General features: G+C 68.2%; 12 protein-coding genes. 8 read left to right on the top strand and 4 right to left on the bottom strand.

Translation table 11 applies throughout. The features are described 5' to 3' along the window. Positions 1-106 precede the first annotated feature (106 nt). The 5 genes from M3B11_RS08820 to M3B11_RS08800 all read left to right on the top strand — a co-directional run bounded on the left by M3B11_RS08820 (position 107) and on the right by M3B11_RS08800 (position 6,408). Entirely contained in the window at positions 107-940 is an 834-nt protein-coding gene (locus M3B11_RS08820; RefSeq protein ID WP_259877131.1) for a carbon-nitrogen hydrolase family protein, read from the top strand. Positions 941-1,027: 87 nt separating this feature from the next. Next, positions 1,028-1,972 carry an ABC transporter ATP-binding protein gene (locus M3B11_RS08815; RefSeq protein ID WP_311197778.1) on the top strand — a complete coding sequence of 315 codons (945 nt, stop codon included), beginning with the start codon at positions 1,028-1,030 and terminating at the stop codon, positions 1,970-1,972. Between the two features lie 196 nt (positions 1,973-2,168). After that, positions 2,169-3,146: an iron-siderophore ABC transporter substrate-binding protein gene (locus M3B11_RS08810; protein WP_259877130.1), complete on the top strand. Its 978-nt coding sequence runs from the start codon at positions 2,169-2,171 to the stop codon at positions 3,144-3,146. A 203-nt stretch (positions 3,147-3,349) separates the two neighbouring features. Continuing rightward, positions 3,350-5,440: an iron ABC transporter permease gene (locus tag M3B11_RS08805; protein ID WP_259877129.1), complete on the top strand. Its 2,091-nt coding sequence runs from the start codon at positions 3,350-3,352 to the stop codon at positions 5,438-5,440. Next, positions 5,437-6,408 (top strand): siderophore-interacting protein, encoded by a 972-nt coding sequence (locus M3B11_RS08800; RefSeq protein WP_259877128.1) that lies wholly within the window; start codon positions 5,437-5,439, stop codon positions 6,406-6,408. Before M3B11_RS08805 ends, M3B11_RS08800 begins: the two co-directional genes overlap by 4 nt. A gap of 208 nt (positions 6,409-6,616) precedes the next feature. Here M3B11_RS08800 and aceB read toward each other — a convergent pair whose 3' ends face one another. Both aceB and aceA read right to left on the bottom strand, forming a co-directional pair. Further along, positions 6,617-8,254, bottom strand: coding sequence for a malate synthase A (gene aceB, locus M3B11_RS08795; RefSeq protein ID WP_259877127.1), 1,638 nt, complete (start codon positions 8,252-8,254; stop codon positions 6,617-6,619). Between the two features lie 151 nt (positions 8,255-8,405). After that, positions 8,406-9,695, bottom strand: a complete 1,290-nt coding sequence (gene aceA / locus M3B11_RS08790) for an isocitrate lyase (RefSeq protein WP_259877126.1) — start codon at positions 9,693-9,695, stop codon at positions 8,406-8,408. A 223-nt stretch (positions 9,696-9,918) separates the two neighbouring features. Between aceA and M3B11_RS08785 the strand changes: the two genes are divergently transcribed. Both M3B11_RS08785 and M3B11_RS08780 read left to right on the top strand, forming a co-directional pair. Continuing rightward, positions 9,919-11,472, top strand: a complete 1,554-nt coding sequence (locus M3B11_RS08785; RefSeq protein ID WP_259877125.1) for a helix-turn-helix transcriptional regulator — start codon at positions 9,919-9,921, stop codon at positions 11,470-11,472. Positions 11,473-11,976: 504 nt separating this feature from the next. Continuing rightward, the gene (locus M3B11_RS08780; protein WP_259877124.1) at positions 11,977-12,714 is read left to right on the top strand and encodes a hypothetical protein; all 738 of its coding nucleotides are present in this window, start codon (positions 11,977-11,979) and stop codon (positions 12,712-12,714) included. 70 nt (positions 12,715-12,784) lie between these two features. Here the strand turns inward: M3B11_RS08780 and M3B11_RS08775 are convergent, their stop codons facing one another. Further along, positions 12,785-13,135 (bottom strand): transposase, encoded by a 351-nt coding sequence (locus M3B11_RS08775; RefSeq protein ID WP_259877123.1) that lies wholly within the window; start codon positions 13,133-13,135, stop codon positions 12,785-12,787. A gap of 153 nt (positions 13,136-13,288) precedes the next feature. After that, entirely contained in the window at positions 13,289-14,521 is a 1,233-nt protein-coding gene (gene lhgO, locus M3B11_RS08770; protein ID WP_259877122.1) for an L-2-hydroxyglutarate oxidase, read from the bottom strand. A gap of 487 nt (positions 14,522-15,008) precedes the next feature. Here lhgO and M3B11_RS08765 point away from each other — a divergent pair, with 487 nt between their 5' ends. Next, entirely contained in the window at positions 15,009-16,643 is a 1,635-nt protein-coding gene (locus M3B11_RS08765; protein ID WP_259877121.1) for an HNH endonuclease signature motif containing protein, read from the top strand. The last annotated feature ends 113 nt before the right edge of the window (positions 16,644-16,756 follow it).

The raw sequence follows: 16,756 nt of genomic DNA, 5'->3' as shown, positions 1-16,756 counted from the left end.
TTCAGCCTAGCCTGACAGTCATGCATGCTCTGCTGAGCCCTGCACCACATCCGCACCCAGGTCCACCGAACACATCTGCGCCCAGATCCACCAAGGAGGAGCCGCAATGAAGGTTGCTATCGCCCAGATCAACACCACGCCGGACAAGGACGCCAATCTCGCGCTCATCGCCGAGAAGCTGCAGGATGCGGCAGCTCAGGACGTGCGGCTCGTCGTCTTCCCGGAGGCGACGATGGTGCCCTTCGGCGCGGACCTCGAGGCCAACGCCGAGGAGCTCGACGGGCCGTTCGCACAGCGGTTGCGCGAGCTCACCGCCGAGGCCGGACTGGTGGCCGCGGTCGGCATGTTCCGGCCCGGCACCGGCGAGCGCGTCATCAACACCCTCTTCCTCACCGGCGTCGACTCCACCGGGGCGCGAGTCGAGGCGCACTACGACAAGATCCACCTCTTCGACGCCTTCGGACACCGCGAATCCGATGATGTCACCCCGGGCGAGACGCTCACCGCGGTGGAGATCGACGGCGTCACCGTCGGGCTGACGATCTGCTACGACATCCGCTTCCCAGCCCTCTTCACCGCCCTGGCGGGCTCCGGGGCCGAGGTGATCGTCGCCTCGGCGTCGTGGGGCGCCGGTGAGGGCAAAGTCGAGCAGTGGCAGCTGCTCGGGCGGGCGCGGGCGCTTGACTCGACCAGTTTCGTCCTCGCCTGCGATCAGGCGGATCCGCAGGTGACCAGCGTCGAGGTGCACCCGAAGGCTCCGACCGGCGTCGGCCACTCCTTCATCAGCGCACCGGATGGCGGCGTGCTCGCCGCCGCCGGGGAAGACACCGAGCTGCTCGTCGCCGAACTCGACATCGACTCCGTCGCTGAGATCCGAGCGCGGATCCCGGTGCTGGAGAACTCGCGTCTCGAAGCCTCCCACGAGGTCGCCCGCGCCTGAGCGTCGTCGGGGCACAGTCGTCCACAGGGCGGGACAGCGCCTGAACAGCGGTTGACAGGCCTCGTTAGTAAGGCCTAACTTACTAACGTGAAACTATCTTCGACGCATTCCGGTCTGCACGGCACACAGCTGCGGATCGGCTACTCCCGCGGCGACGTCGTCACCGATGTCAGCTTCGAACTGCAGCCGGGCCGGGTCACCGCCCTCGTCGGACCCAACGGCTCGGGGAAGTCCACGCTCATGCGCGGACTGGCCCGACTGCAGCCGCTGTCGGCTGGCAGCGTGACGTTCTCCGACGGCACCGATGCTGCCGCTCTTCCCTCTCGCCAGCTCGCCCGCCGACTCACGATGCTCGCGCAGTCCCGGCCGGTCCCCCAGGGACTTCCGGTGCGCGCGGCCGTCGCCCTCGGCCGGCACCCGTACCAGGGCCGGATCCGCACCGGTGATCCAGAGGGCGCCGCCGTCGTCGAGCGCGCCATGGCGCTCACCGGCGTCACCGCCGTCGCCGACTCCCCCGTCGACGAGCTCTCCGGCGGCCAGCTCCAGCGCGTGTGGCTCGCCTCCTGCCTGGCGCAGAACACCGAGGTGCTGCTTCTGGACGAACCGACCAACCACCTCGACCTGAAGTATCAGGTCGAACTCCTCGAACTCCTCCACAGCCTCGCCCACGACCACGGCGTGTGCATCGGCGTGGTGCTTCACGACCTCAACCACGCCGCCGCCGTGGCCGACCGCATCGTCCTGCTGTCCGGCGGGCACATCGCCGCCGCAGGCACTCCGGCCGAGGTGCTCGACGGCCAGGTGCTCAGCACCGTCTACGGCATCGACATCACCACCGGCTACAGCCGCGCATCCGAGCGCATCGAGGTGCGTCCCCGCCCGCCCCGGCGCAGCGGCGCCGCCCAGCTCGGCGACACGGGTCTCGATCCTGGGCGGCCCCGCACCGCTGAGCCCTGCACCGCTGAGGGCGGTGCCGCTGCACACAGAGCCGCTGATCCGGTCGCCGGCCCGTCCATCGCCGCCTCGGCCTGAAACCGAAACACCACCTGCGCCTGCACCCTGGGCGGGGCATCGGCACACACACGGCCGCGCCAGGAAGCACCGCCTCGGCGCCGGCCCGCATGCCACCGGCGCCACGACCTCGGCTCCGGAACCGGCACCCTCACTCCACGACCACGCCCACCTGCCGGCAGCTCAGCTGGCGGGAACCCGCATCAGAAGGAACAGCATGAAACTGCGCACACTCGGGCTTGCAGCCCTCATCAGCGCCCTCGCCCTCACCGGCTGCGGCACGACCGACGCGCCGGCCGGCGATCCGACTGCCCCCACCGGCGATCCGGTCTCGATCACCGACGCCCGCGGCACCACCGTCTCCCTCGACGCACCCGCGCAGAAGGTCGTCACCCTCGAATGGTCCGTCACCGAATATGCCGTGTCCCTCGGCGTCGACCCGGTCGGTGTGGCCGACCCGAAGGGCTACGGGGTGTGGTCCGCGCGCGTGCCGCTGTCCGGGGACCCGGTCGACGTCGGGATGCGCACCGAACCGAGCATCGACGCGATCGCCGACCTCGCACCCGATCTCATCCTCGCCGACACCTCTTCGATCCCCGAGGAGGCGATGAAGCAGATGGAGCGCATCGCCCCCGTCGCCGTGTTCAACTCCGCGACTGCTGATGGCCTGTTCGACCTCGTCAAGGAGAACCAGCACGATGTCGCCACGCTGCTGGGCAAGGAAGCAAAGGCAGACGAGCTCGATGCGGATTTCGACGCCGCCCTGCAGAAGGCGAAGGAGAGTGTCGAGGAGGCCGGTAAGACCGGCGACCCGATGGTCTTCGCCTACCCGTACAACGAGGCGAACTCGATGACCTTCCGACTCCACGGTCCCGGATCGGCGTCCTCGGAGGTGGGCCGGGCGATCGGCCTGACCGACGCCTCGACAGAGCAGGGCGATGAGGCCTACGGACTGACGACGACCGACGTCGAGGGGCTGCGCACGCTGCCGGACGACACGCACTTCCTGTACTGGGTCGACGCAGACGAAGGCGACCCGATGGAGACCCTGAAGAAGAACGCGGTGTGGACCGGGCTGCCGTTCGTCACTGCAGACCGCGTCGCCCAAGCTGGGAGCGGTATCTGGCTCTACGGCGGCACCACCTCGCTCGGCGCCTTTGCCGACGAGGTCGCCGGCATCGTCGCCGAGCAGTGACGCGGCGGGGAACAGAGGGCTGAGACGCAGAGCCGACACACGACAGACATCACACGATCATGACGATTCACACAACGACAGCGGGCCGGTCAGCCGCGCCGACGGGGGTCTCGGCTACGGCTCCGGCGGGAGCTGCGGCTGGGACTCCGGCAGGGGCTGCGGCTGGAGCGGGGGCCGGAATGGAGGCCGGGGTGGAGGCCGGAATGGAGCCCGGGGCTGCGGCTGGAGCGCCGCGGGCAGTCCGGCCGCGGAGCGCGCTGCGCCTCGGGCTGCTGACCGCGCCGGTCGCGGTGCTGCTGGCGCTGCTGAGCCTGCTCCATCTCCTGCAGGGCACATCGGAGCTGAGTCCGGCCGAGGTGTGGCAGGCGCTCACCGGCACCCTCACCGGCTCCTCGGCTGAGGCGAGCGCGGTCATCATCGATGCGCGTCTGCCGCGACTGTTCGCCGGGCTGGCCGTCGGTGCCGCCCTCGGGCTCTCCGGCGGGATCCTGCAGTCGATCACCCGCAACTCCCTGGCCTCACCCGACACCCTCGGTGTCAATGCCGGGGCCTACTTCGCCCTCACCGCCGTCGCTGCCTTCGGCGTCAGCCTGCCATTCATCTCCAGCGCCGGAGTGGCGTTCGCCGGAGGGCTGCTCGCCGCAGGTCTCGTCATCGGACTCTCCACCGGACCGCACAGCTCGCCGATCCGGATGGTGTTGGCCGGCTCGGTCATCGCCCTGGGCCTTGCAGCCGTGACCTCGATGCTACTGCTGTTCTTCCCCTGGCAGACGCAGGGTCTCTTCGCCTGGGGTGCCGGCAGCCTCAGCCAGGCCGGCATCCAGGGGGTCACCACCTTGCTGCCGGTCCTGGCCTGCGCGACTGCGGCGCTGCTGCTGTTCGGCCGGCGCCTCGATGCGCTCCAGCTCGGCGACGACGCTGCGACCAGCCTGGGCGTGCGGGTGCGGGCCTGGCAGGCGGTGTTCCTCGTCATCGCCGTCGTGTGCACGGCTGTGGCGGTGACGATCGCCGGTCCGGTGGGCTTCGTCGGCCTGTGTGCTCCGGCTCTGACCCGCCTGCTCGTGGGATTCTTCCCCGGCCTGACCCGCCAGCGCAGCCTCATCGTCGTCTCCGCGCTGCTCGGCGCCTTCCTCGTCATCGGTGCCGATGTCCTCATGCGCGCACTGCTCGGCTCCCAGCAGGGTGTATCGGTCCCCACCGGTGTCGTCACCTCGATCATCGGCGCGGTCTTCCTCGCCGCACTCGCCTGCACCGCCCGCTCCGGCTTCGACTCCGATTCCCTTGTCACGATGCGTGCCGGCACCGGATTCGGCCTGCGCCACCCCGTCCTGCTCATCACCATCTGCGCCGGCCTGCTGATGGCGGCGATCGCCGGCTCGGTGCTCGTCGGCGATGCGATGCTGCTCGGCGGCGATGTCGTCAACTGGCTGACTCACCAGGCCAGCGTGCGCATCGAGATCATCCTGGAGACCCGGGTGCCGCGTGTCTTCGCTGCCGTTCTCGGCGGGCTCAGCCTCGCACTGGCCGGTGCGATCCTGCAGGGCGTCACCCGCAATCCCCTCGCCGACCCCGGCGTGCTCGGCATCTCCGCCGCCGCAGCCACCGGGGCGGTCGCTGTCATCGTCATCACCGGGACCACCAGCTTCTGGGCGATCCTGTGCGCGGCGCTCACCGGCGCCTCGGCGGTGGGTCTGGTGCTCTTCGGCATCTCAGCGCGCACCGGCCTCGACCATGCCCGCATGGTGCTCGCCGGGATCAGCATCTCCGCTGCCGCAACCGCGCTCACCACCCTCATGCTCGTGCACACCGATCCGTGGAATCAGACGAAGGCGATGACGTGGCTGGCCGGCTCGACCTACGGCGCCACCGCCGTCGAGTGCCTGCCGATGATCATCGCCATCGTCGTCACCAGCGCCGTGCTCGCCGCCGTCTCCCGCGACCTCGACCTCGTCCAGATGGACGACACCACCCCGCAGGTGCTCGGCGTGCACGTCGGACGCACCCGCAGCGTCCTCGTCGCCTGCGCCCTCGTCCTCGTCGCCGCGGCCACGATCAGCGTCGGCACGATCGCCTTCCTCGGCCTCGTCGCACCGCACGCCGCGCGCCTGCTCATCGGGCGCACCCACCGTCACCTGCTGCCGCTGGCCGGACTGCTCGGCGCGCTGCTGCTCACCATCGCCGATGCCATCGGCCGGACCGTCATCGCCCCGTCGCAGATCCCGGCCGGCCTCATCACCGCCGTCATCGGCTGTCCCTACTTCATCTGGCTCCTCTGGAGGATGCGCCGCTCATGACCACTACCGACCGCCCTCAGAACCCCTACACGGCATTCCCTGCCGCACTCGTCGAACGCACCCGGCTCAGCCCGCACTTCATCCGGCTGACCTTCGCCGGCGATGCGCTCCGGGCCTTCGGCGGCACTCGCCTCGACCAGCGGCTGAAGCTCGTTCTCGCCGATGACCGCCAGCGTGCCGCAGCACTGGCCGCACCCGACTGGCTGACCTGGTGGCGTGAACAGCCGGCGGAGGACCGGCCGCAGATGCGCACCTATACGGTGCGGGCAGTCGACCAGGCCGCCGGCCGGGTCGTCGTCGACTTCGTCACCCACGGCACCTCCAGTCCCGCCAGCCGCTTCGCCCTCACCGCCGCGTTGGGGCAGGAGGTCATCCTCGTCGGCCCCGACGCGCGAGTGCCGGGCCATGACATGAGCGGCGTTGCCTATCGGCCCGGTGCTGCCGAGCAGATCGTGCTCATCGGCGATGAGACTGCCGTCCCGGCGATCGCCAACGCCTGCGAGCAGCGCGACGGCAGCCCGGCTCGCCTGCGGGCCTTCATCGAGGTGCCCACCTCAGCCGACATCCTCGACCTCGACTGCCGAGCTGACGATGTCATCACCTGGTTGCCACGCCTCACGGAATCCGGCGCGCCGACCGCCGCGCGCGGGGAGCAGCTGTGCGCAGCCGTCGCCGCCTGGGCCGCAGCACACGCCGCAGCCGGCGCCGAGGCGGGGGCTGGGTCGGATGCGGCGGCTGGGGATGCACGGATGGCGACTCCCGCCTCGAAAACGGGCGAGACCGAACCTGACAGCGGCGAGGCGCTGCTGTGGGAGGAGGCCGAAGCTGCCGGCGCGCTGTATACGTGGGTGGCCGCCGACGCACCGACGGTCAAGCAGGTGCGCCGGATCCTGCTGAACGAACACGGCTTCGACAAGCGGCAGTGCTCGTTCATGGGATATTGGAAGCCGGGAGTCTCCGGCAACTGAGCGGCCTACCGCGCGCTGCTGCGCTGGAGGCGCGGACTTTCCGCGCGCTGCGGGCGGGGACCTGCTGCGCTGCGGGCGGGGACCTGCTGCACTGCCGGCACGCACTCATCAGCTCCTGGACGCAGAACAGCTGCCGCACCGGCTCGCACGGTGCGGCAGCTGTTGTCTGCAGGGCCGGAGGGTCAGATCCTCCGGCGGTTCATCTCAGCTATGCGGCCAGCGCCCCGTACTCCCGGGTGAGGCGGTGGACGAGGAACTGCTTGTAGGCCGGTGTGGTGAGGAAGTCGGGCAGGTCGTCGTCGAGTGCGGTCTCGCGGAGGATCTGCACGGCATCGCAGTAGTGGTCGGCCGGGTGGCGTCGGATCGTTGCGAGCTCCTCGGCCATGATCCGCTCGACGAGCCGGCGGGTGACCGGGCGGCCGTCTTCGAGGATGACGCCGTGGTGGATCCACTGCCAGATCTGCGAGCGGGAGATCTCAGCGGTCGCAGCATCCTCCATGAGGTTGTTCAACGCTGCCGCCCCGGTGCCTGAGAGCCAGGCGTTGAGGTAGCCGAGCCCGACCCGGATGTTGGCGCGCACGCCGGCTTCGGTCGGTTGGGCGTCGAGGCCCTCCATCGACAGCAGGTCTGCTGCGGTGCTCTCGACGTCGTCGCGCTGCCGGTCGAGCTGGTTGGGCTTCTCGCCGAGCACCGCGTCGAAGGACTCCCGGGCGATCGGGATGAGGTCGGGATGGGCGACCCACGAGCCGTCGAATCCGTCAGCGGCCTCGCGGTCCTTGTCGGCTTTCACCTGGGCGAAGGCATTCTCCGTGACCTCCGGCTGGCGGCGGTTGGGGATGAACGCGCTCATTCCGCCGATCGCATGCGCCCCGCGCTTGTGGCAGACCTTGACGAGGTGCTCCGTGTAGGCCCGCATGAACGGCACCGTCATCGACACCTGCGACCGGTCCGGCAGCACGAACTCGCGGTGGCTGCGGAAGTTCTTGATCATCGAGAAGATGTAGTCCCAACGGCCGGCGTTGAGCCCGGCGCAGTGGTCGCGCAGCTCGTAGAGGATCTCCTCCATCTGGAAGGCAGCCGTGATCGTTTCGATGAGCACGGTCGCTCGGATCGTGCCGTGGCTGAGCCCGAGGTAGTCCTCAGCGAAGCTGAACACGTCGTCCCACAGCTTCGCCTCGCGGGCGGCCTCGAGCTTGGCGAGGTAGAAGTAAGGTCCGCGTCCGGCGTCGATGAGCGCCTGGGCGTTGTGGAAGAAGAACAGACCGAAGTCGACCAGTGACGCCGATGCCGAGGTGTCGGTGCCGTGGTCGTCGACGTAGCGCAGGTGCTTCTCCGGCAGGTGCCAGCCGCGGGGGCGCACGACCATCGTCGGCGGGGCCGGGTTGGTCACTTCGTAGTGCTTGCCCTTGTCCTCATCAGTGAATGCGAGGGTGCCGCGGACTGCCTGGCTGAGGTTGCCGATGCCGGTGACGATGTTGTCCCAGGTCGGGCTGGTGGCATCTTCGAGATCGGCCAGCCACACTTTGGCATCGGAGTTGAGTGCGTTGATCGCCATCGGTGCCGAGACCGGCCCGGTGATCTCGACACGGCGGTCTTCGAGGCCGGGGGCGCCGCGGTGGCCGGCGACCTGCCAGCTGGGATCCTCGCGAATCTCGCGGGTCTCGTCCTTGAAGTCCGGCAGCCGGCCGTGGTCGATTGCGGCCCGGCGCACATCGCGGGCGGCGAGGATCTCACGGCGGCGGGCGAAGAAGTTCGCGTGCAGCGCGGCGACGAAGTCGAGAGCCTCACGGGTCAGCACAGTTTCGTAGCCGCGCTGCATGGGGCCGGTGATCATCATGTGTGACATGGGAAATCTCTCCTAGGTCCGATCGACCCCGGCCCTGACGGAACCCCTAATAACGTCAGGGCCGAGGTCGAACGAGTGTGGGGTGCGCCGGCCGGGGTGGCCCGGCCGGCGGCGCGGCAGTTCTGGCGGGGTCAGAACCGTCTGATGTGCATCAGAACTGCGCGGCTTCGGTGGAGTCCTTCAGGGCGGTGGTCGAGGACTCCGGGTTGACGGCGGTGGAGACGAGGTCGAAGTAGCCGGTGCCCACCTCGCGCTGGTGTTTGGTGGCGGTGTAGCCGCGGTCCTCGCTGCCGAACTCTCGCTCCTGCAGCTCGACGTAGGCCTTCATCTGCTCGCGGGCGTAACCGTGGGCCAGATCGAACATCGAGTAGTTCAGGGCGTGGAATCCGGCCAGGGTGATGAACTGGAACTTGTAGCCCATCGCGCCGAGCTCGCGCTGGAACTTCGCGATCGTGTCCTCGTCGAGGTGTGCTTTCCAGTTGAAGGACGGCGAGCAGTTGTAGGCCAACATCTGGTCCGGGTACTCGCTCTTGATCGCCTCGGCGAAGCGCTTGGCGACCTCGAGGTCCGGGGTGGAGGTCTCCATCCACAACAGGTCGGAGTACGGGGCGAAGGCCAGGCCGCGGTCGATGCAGGGTTCGATGCCGTTGGTGACCTTGTAGTAGCCCTCGGCCGAGCGCTCACCGGTGAGGTACTTCTGGTCGCGCTCGTCGATGTCGGTCGTCATGAGGGTGGCGGCCTCGGCATCGGTGCGGGCGATGATGAGGCTCGGGACGTTCTCGACGTCGGCGGCTAGGCGGGCGGCGTTGAGGGTGCGGATGTGCTGGGCGGTCGGCACGAGGACCTTGCCGCCGAGGTGGCCGCACTTCTTCTCGGAGCCGAGCTGGTCCTCGAAGTGCACGCCCGAGGCGCCGGCTGCGATCATGCCGCGCATGAGCTCATAGACGTTGAGTGCACCGCCGAAGCCTGCCTCGGCATCGGCGACGATCGGGGCGAGCCAGTCCTCGACGCTGGAGACGCCTTCGGAGCGCTCGATCTGGTCGGCGCGCATGAGCGCGTTGTTGATGCGGCGCACGACGGCCGGCACCGAGTTGGCCGGGTAGATCGACTGGTCCGGGTAGGTCTGCGAGGCGAGGTTGGCGTCAGCGGCGACCTGCCAGCCCGAGAGGTAGATGGCCTTGAGGCCGGCCTTGACCTGCTGGACGGCCTGGTTGCCGGTCAGCGCACCGAGGGCGTTGACGAAGTCCTCGGTGTGGAGCAGGTCCCACAGGCGCTCAGCACCGCGCCGGGCGAGCGTGTGCTCTTCGATGACTGAGCCGCGCAGCGTGACGACGTCCTCGGGGCTGTAGTCGCGGGCGATGCCCTGCCAGCGCGGGCTCGATGCCCATTCGCGGCGCAGCGCGTCGACGTCGTGCAGATTCTGCTGGTTGTCCTGTGCCATGGTGTCCTCCTGTTGCGAGCTGCGCCGGATCTCCGGCGCTGAGGTTCTCTGTCATCGTGGCCGCCGCCGAGGCGGTGGCCGGTTCTTCTGTTGTGTTCCCCAGTCTTGTGCCCCGCGCCACATGATTTCCATCGAAAATGAGTAGAAAATTCCCAGTTCTTCTGATGGATAGAAATTTCTGATTTCTGCGCGCTTTTTCGTCCCCTATGACACAATGAAGGGCATGAGCAGCATCATCCAGACTGCGGCGACCACCGCCTCGCGCACCCCAGCCACCGCCTCGCGCACCCCAGTCACCGCCTCGCGCACCCCAGTCACCGCCTCGGGCGCGGAAGCTGGGAATGAGCAGCCGGCCGGAGCCGATGCGCTGAGCATCGGGCAGAAGGTCCGCCACTACCGGCGGCGCAAGAAGCTCACCCTCGACGAGCTCGGCCGGCGGGTCGACCGGGCCGCCTCCCAGATCTCGACGATCGAGAACGGCAAGCGCGAGCCCTCGCTGTCGATGCTCGCCGCACTGGCCAAGGCGCTTGATACGACGACCGATGCGCTGCTCGACCCGGAGCCGGTCGATGAACGCAGCGCTCTGGAGCTGGAGCTGGAGCGCGCCCAGTCCTCACCGCTCTACACGTCCCTGCAGCTGCCGCAGGTGCGGGCGAAATCGCTGCCGCAGGATGCCCTGGAGGCGATCGTCGGGCTGCAGCGGCAGCTGAGCCAGCTGGTGCGCCGGCGCGCGGCCACACCGGAGGAGGCGAGGCGGGCGAACAAGCGGCTGCGCGAGGACATGCGCGCCCGGCACAACTACTTCGCAAGCCTGGAGCTCACGGCTGCCGAGCTGCTCGACGTCATCGACTACGACGACGGACCGCTGCGGCAGGCGCAGGCCGCCCGGCTGGCCGAGCACCTCGGCTTCAGCCTGCACTACGTCTCCGACCTGCCGAAGTCGACGCGGTCGGTGACGGATACGAAGAACAAGCGGCTGTACCTGTCGAACCAGGACCTCGCTGAGCACGACCCGCGCTCCTATCTGCTCACCGCACTCGCCTCGCATATCCTCGGCCACCAGCCCCCGCATGACTACGGCGAGTTCCTCTCCCAGCGGGTCGAGGCGAACTACCTGTCGGCAGCGCTGCTGCTGCCGGAGTCGGCCGCCGTGCCGTTCCTCACCGAGGCGAAGAAGAACCGCCGGATTTCTCTGGAGGAGCTGCGCGACTTCTTCGGCGTCAGCTATGAGACCGCCGCCCACCGGTTCACCAACCTCGCGACCGAGCACCTGAGCCTGCCCGTGCACTTCATGAAGGTCCACTCCTCGGGCACGATCCACAAGGCGTACTCGAACGACGGGCTGCCGTTCCCCACCGACCCGCTCGGGGCGATCGAGGGCCAGTACGGGTGCAAGCGGTTCACCTCCAGGCAGGTGTTCACGGTCTCCGACCGGTTCAGCCCGTACTTCCAGTACACCGACACCCCGAAGGGCACGTACTGGTGCACCGCCCGGGTACTGCCGGGCGCCGGTGACTTCTCCGTCAGCCTCGGGGTGCCGTTCCAGCATGTGCGCTGGTTCGACGGCCGCGAGACCACGAAGCGCTCGCAGTCACGCTGCCCTGACCCCAGCTGCTGCCGGGAGGCACCCGATGAGCTCGAGGAGAAGTGGGCCGATGCCTCGTGGCCGTCTGCCCGGATGCACGCCTCGCTGCTGGCCGCGCTGCCGCCGGGCGTGTTCCCCGGCGTCGACACGACCGAGGTCTACGAATTCCTCGAGCGCCGGGCCGGCGAGTGACCTGCCCGGCTGGGCTGCCCTGCTGGACTGCCCGGCTGGGATGCCGGTCGAGCTGCTGATCGCGCCGCTCGCCTGGGCTGGCGGACCGGCCCACCTGAGCTGGCGGCTCGGGCCACCGCCGCAGGGTCCCGCCGGCAAATGACATCAGAGGCACACTATACCCCCTTGGGTATCATGCTTTAAAATCTGCGGCATGGAACCAGGTATGCGCACGCTGTGGAATGACCGCTGGGCTGAGGAGGGCGCTGCCGTTGAGGGCAGTGAACCCAACCCCGAGGTGGAGAAGGCGATCGCCGACCTCCTGCCCGGCGCCTCGCAGAAGAGGTCTTCGCCGAGGCCTCGGCGCTGGACTGCCTCACCGATGTGCGCGTCGAGACCGTCCTGCGCGACGAGTGCTTCAGCGACACGATCCTGACCGCCGTCCGGCAGGGATGACGCTGGCTCAGCCGGCCTGTGACCGGTGACGTCACAGGCCTGACACACGCGCCTCCGAACGGTCACCTCATGAGCGCAGATGATGCAGAACTCGCTCCTAGCGTGGATACCGACACCGAACGCAACCGCTGCGGGGAGCCGCACACCGCTCTCCGCCGCCAGGAGGAGACGATCATGGGCACCACACGCAGCATCATCACGAAAACCGCGACCGTGCTGGCCGGCGGCATCACCGTTCTGAGCATGTCAGCCTGCGGACTGCAGATCAGCTTCGGGGAGACCGGAGGCAGCAACGACAGCTCGACCGACACCGATCGCCGCGAAGATGAGAACACGCGACAAGACACCGACGCACCCGAGACCCACAACCAGAACCGCGGCTCCGACACCAGCGCGGGATCGGGTTCGAGCAGCGGCACCGGTGCGGATGGTTCCGACTCAGGCACCGATGCGGGCGGCTCCGACTCAGGCACTGGTGCGGGTGGCCCCGGCAGCGGCACCAGAGCAGGCGGCTCCGGCAACGGCACCGGTGCGGGTGGTTCCGGCAGCGGTTCCTACTCCGGTGGCTCGCATCGCGTACCCGGCCACGTGCTCGCAGCTGACATCAAGCAGGTAGCCGAAGCGGACTTGGGCATCAGCGGCATCACCGTCGACTGCAACGACCTCCATGCCCGCTCGGTCGGGTCCACGACGACGTGCACGATGGATGTGCCCGGTGACAAGAAGTACTTCCCACTCGCCAAAGTCACCAAGATCGACGGCACACACGTGACCTACGACCTGGAGTTCCCCGGGGTCGACTTCTGAGCCAGGACTCCGACGGCCGCAGCACCACGACAGTCATGGCGCTGCGGCCGCTGTCGCGCGTCGATGGCGTTCAGCGGCGTCGCAGCCGGTAGGCATCGGCCGCGGGCCGGCGCGCATGCGCATCCGCGCGTTGACGCAGCTCTGCGTTCTCGGCTCGCAGCGCCTCCGCTTCCGCCTGCAGCGCCTCCAGCTCGGCGCGCAGCTCAGCAAGCTCCTCCCGCATCACCGCAGGGCCGGCTCCGCCGGCCGCAGTCGGGGTGCTGGCGGCTCTGCGTTCGGCACCGGCTACCCAGCCGCGCAGAGTGCGAGGATTGACGCCGAGGTCGCGAGCGATCTCAGCGACCGGTCGCTTGGAGGTCTGCACCTGCCGAACCGCTTCGGCTTTGAACTCGGCGGGGTAATGCTGTCGGGTTCCTGCCATCGCTTCGCTCCTGGGGCTGACGGTGCTGTTTCGACCACGGTGGGGGGGCCGATCACTGTGGCTGCTGACGGTCACTGTGGGTGTTGTCGATCACTCTAGCGGGGGTCGCTGGGCGCAGGGCCACCGGCACCTGACTGCTGAACCAACGGCGGTTCAGCGCAGGGCCGCGATTGCCTGGTCGACGATGTGCTCGGCAATCGCCAGCGAACTCGTCGCTCCCGGCGACGGTGCGTTGCGCACCTGGGTGAGCCGGCCGCGGGTGGTGATGACGAAGTCGTCGACGAGCTTACCCTGGGCGTCCATCGCCTGGGCGCGCACGCCGCGCGGGCCCTTGCGCACCGTCATCGGGTCGATCTCGGGCACGAATTTGCGGGCCTCCTCGATGAAGGCCTTGGGGCTGAGCGCGGTGCGCACCTCGCGGGCGGCGGCACCGATGTTCTGCGAGGCGAACTTCCAGAACCCCTTGAAGCCCAGCGTCGAGCCGATGTCAGACAGGTCGAAACCGCCCCTGGAGTATGACTCCCGGCCCATCGAGAGGAAGGCGTTGGGCCCGAGCATGAGCGCCCCATCGACGCGGCGGGTCAGGTGCACGCCGAGGAACGGGTACTTCGGATCCGGAACCGGGTAGATCAGCCCGCGCACCGCCTCGGCGGCGGGACGATCGATGATGAAGTAATCGCCGTAGAAGGGCACGATCTTCGGCACCGGGTCGAGGCCGGAGTTCACCGCCAGGCGGTCGGACTGCAGGCCCGCGCATGTGACGACGAGGTCGAAGGATCCGGCGTCCTCAGTCACCATCGACTCGCTCACCCCGGGCATCGCCAGGCGGATGCGGACCTCGCTGCCGAGTGTGTCGAGCTGGGCGACCTCGGAGTTGAAACGCAGCTGCCCGCCGGCGGCCTCGACATCGGCGCCGAGCGCCTCGGTCAGCGCAGCGAAGTCGACGATCGCAGTGTGCGGCGAGTGCAGCGCAAGCACGCCGCGCACATTCGGTTCGACCTCGCGCATCTCGTGCCGATCGAGCAGCTTGACGTGCGGCACCCCGTTGGCAGTGGCGCGCTCATGGATCTTCTCCAGCCGCTCGACCTCCATCGTGTCGTGGGCGACGACGAGCTTGCCGCACTCCTGGTAGGGCACACCCCGCTCGTGAACGTAACGCACGAGCTTCTCGACTCCAGCCCGGCACAGTCGGGCCTTGAGGCTGCCGGGTTCGTAGTAGAGGCCGGCGTGGACGACCCCGGAGTTGTGGCCAGTTTGGTGGGCGGCCAGGTGCGGCTCCTTCTCGAACAGGGTGACGGTGGCGTCGTCGAAGCGGTGGGCGAGCTCGCGGGCGACAGCGGTGCCGATGATGCCGCCGCCGACCACGGCGATACGTGAGATCTTCATGACGCCATCATGTCACCCGCCCTCCTCCCCTGCCAGGGTCATCCCACCTGTCCAGAACCGTCTCCCCCCGCCGTGGATCCGACCGCGCCCGAGGTGGTGGTCGGCATCGCGCGGGAGGTGAGGGGTGTGGATGCGGCGATTAGCGGGTGTGGATGCAGCGGTTCGTGGGTGTGGATGGAAGGCCCGATGTGCGGACCGGACACGGGCTGCGCCAGCGTGCAGGCCGCGCCCCGATGCCTCTGGGCGCCCCGGTGGCCCTTCCGCAGCAGCTCGCTCACCTGCGGCAATGACATCGTTTCGCATCAGTCGGCGGAACCCTGCGGCGTTCCGGTCACTCATAGATTCCTTATCCACAACACCTAGTGCACTCAAATTGCAGCATGTGAGTTTTATGAGAGTCAGAGAGATTCAGCGATAGATATAGACATGGTGATGGCATCTCTGTACTATTGTTATTATCGAACGCACGAGCCGAACGATGGAGTTGATGGACGTGCCGACACTCACCCGCAGAACCCACCGCGATGACCCCGCCTTTGACGAGCTTTCGGACTTCAGCGCCGCACTGACGACGGTTGAGCTCACGCATAGGAGCATTGACAGCCACCTCCTCGCGCAGCTGAAGAACCTCTTCGAGCTCTTCCTCAGCCGCATCAGCGCTGACAGACCTGACAGTCATGCCGAACAGCTGGCCGCTGTGCGCGAACTCATGACACCCTCCCTCAGCGCGGCACCGACCGAACGCGAGGCCATCGACGCCCGGCGCCGCGCCGCCTACGAATGGATTGAGTCCCTCATTCCTGCCACCAGCCTCATCCATGCAGCTCAGCTGCTTGACGTGACGCCGATCGAGATCGCCAACCGGGTTCGGTCGGCAGCGCTCGGGATGATCTGTCTGCCCCAGACGACCGGGCTGGCTGCCAACCACCTGCTCTCCTTCGAGCGTTACGTCCATGCCACCCGGCGAGCGCGCAGTCTCGATACGTCAGTGCTGCCGGAGTATGACGACGGGCTCGTGCGCATCCGCGCTTCTGACATGGCGGCGTTCAAGCGTGCTGTGAACCAGCTCGTCGCACGACTCTCAACGCGCGAATCCCAAACCAAGCACATCCGGCAGCGCCGCGGCGTCAGCTTCCATTACGACCCACACGGTGAAGCCACCATGGTGGCCCGCGGGCCATCACCTGCCATCGCCCTCCTCGAAGCGCGCCTCACCGGTGTCGCCCGGGCGATCATCACCGGCAACACGTCAAGTCTCGGCATCATCGACACGGGCGAACTCGCTGACGATCGTTCCCTGCGCGAGCTCATCTTCGACTTCCTCGCCAACTCCCTGCCGGCCGGAACCGTCACTGTTGCCACCGACGACGGTGCATCCGTCAGCCCGAGTGGCTCCGCTCGTGCGGGTGCCACGGGTGATCCACCGACGGCAGACAGGCTGACGGTGCCGGCAGCGAATCCGGCCGGCATCGACATCGATGCCACGGCTGAGAACTACAGCAGGCACTACCGCGAAGTCGGCATCAGCTGCCCGACGGAATCCGACTGGCTCAAACGCCAGGCGCGCGTCACGATCACTGTACCGGCGCTCACACTCCTCGGTGGCAACCCCAGCACCGAAAGCGGCACAGGAGACCGATCCGCAGTCGGGGTGCCGGGAACCGTCAACGGCGCCCCTGTGCCACCGGACGTCGCCCGGCAATTGGTGGGGAGCGGCCACTCAACCGTGTACCGGCTCCTCACCGACCCGGCGACTGGAGTCGTGCTGGACCACGCAGCGGAGAAGTACACGATTCCCGACCCGCTCAGAACCGCGCTCGTCGAGAAGTGGCAGTTCTGCACTCTTCCGGGGTGCGACCGTTCCGCCGTCAAGGCCGAAATCGACCACATCATCCCGTTCAACCACAGCAACCCGAGGGACGGCGGGCTGACGACGATACAGAATCTCCACCCGCTCTGCCGCCAGCACCACCAGATGAAGACCAGGCGGATGATCTCTGTCACCCGTGACTCTCTGACTGGATTGCTGAGCTGGCAGCTGCCCGGAGGTGTCACCACCACTTCGGAACCGCCCAGCAACCCCATCAATCAGGCGCATGCTGAGGAGCTCAGCCGGGCGTAACCGTCACCTCCATCACCCCTTCCTCACCCCACGCTTCTGCCTGCCCGCACCCGGCAGTGACAGATGGTTCTTCCGCAACTCCATAGAGATGAGGCAACGGTCGGGGGGGGGCC

Source organism: Brevibacterium sp. p3-SID960 (genome assembly GCF_025144725.1).
Lineage (GTDB): Bacteria > Actinomycetota > Actinomycetes > Actinomycetales > Brevibacteriaceae > Brevibacterium.
Note: the sequence above shows the minus strand (reverse complement) of the source record. Positions and strands in the feature narration are given on the sequence as shown.

Coding starts and splice junctions, on each gene's coding strand:
- M3B11_RS08820 (WP_259877131.1), top strand. CDS start 107: ATGAAGGTTGCTATCGCCCAGATCAACACCACGCCGGACAAGGACGCC.
- M3B11_RS08810 (WP_259877130.1), top strand. CDS start 2,169: ATGAAACTGCGCACACTCGGGCTTGCAGCCCTCATCAGCGCCCTCGCC.
- M3B11_RS08805 (WP_259877129.1), top strand. CDS start 3,350: ATGGAGCCCGGGGCTGCGGCTGGAGCGCCGCGGGCAGTCCGGCCGCGG.
- M3B11_RS08800 (WP_259877128.1), top strand. CDS start 5,437: ATGACCACTACCGACCGCCCTCAGAACCCCTACACGGCATTCCCTGCC.
- aceB (WP_259877127.1), bottom strand. CDS start 8,254: ATGTCACACATGATGATCACCGGCCCCATGCAGCGCGGCTACGAAACT.
- aceA (WP_259877126.1), bottom strand. CDS start 9,695: ATGGCACAGGACAACCAGCAGAATCTGCACGACGTCGACGCGCTGCGC.
- M3B11_RS08785 (WP_259877125.1), top strand. CDS start 9,919: ATGAGCAGCATCATCCAGACTGCGGCGACCACCGCCTCGCGCACCCCA.
- M3B11_RS08780 (WP_259877124.1), top strand. CDS start 11,977: ATGAGCGCAGATGATGCAGAACTCGCTCCTAGCGTGGATACCGACACC.
- M3B11_RS08775 (WP_259877123.1), bottom strand. CDS start 13,135: ATGGCAGGAACCCGACAGCATTACCCCGCCGAGTTCAAAGCCGAAGCG.
- lhgO (WP_259877122.1), bottom strand. CDS start 14,521: ATGAAGATCTCACGTATCGCCGTGGTCGGCGGCGGCATCATCGGCACC.
- M3B11_RS08765 (WP_259877121.1), top strand. CDS start 15,009: ATGGACGTGCCGACACTCACCCGCAGAACCCACCGCGATGACCCCGCC.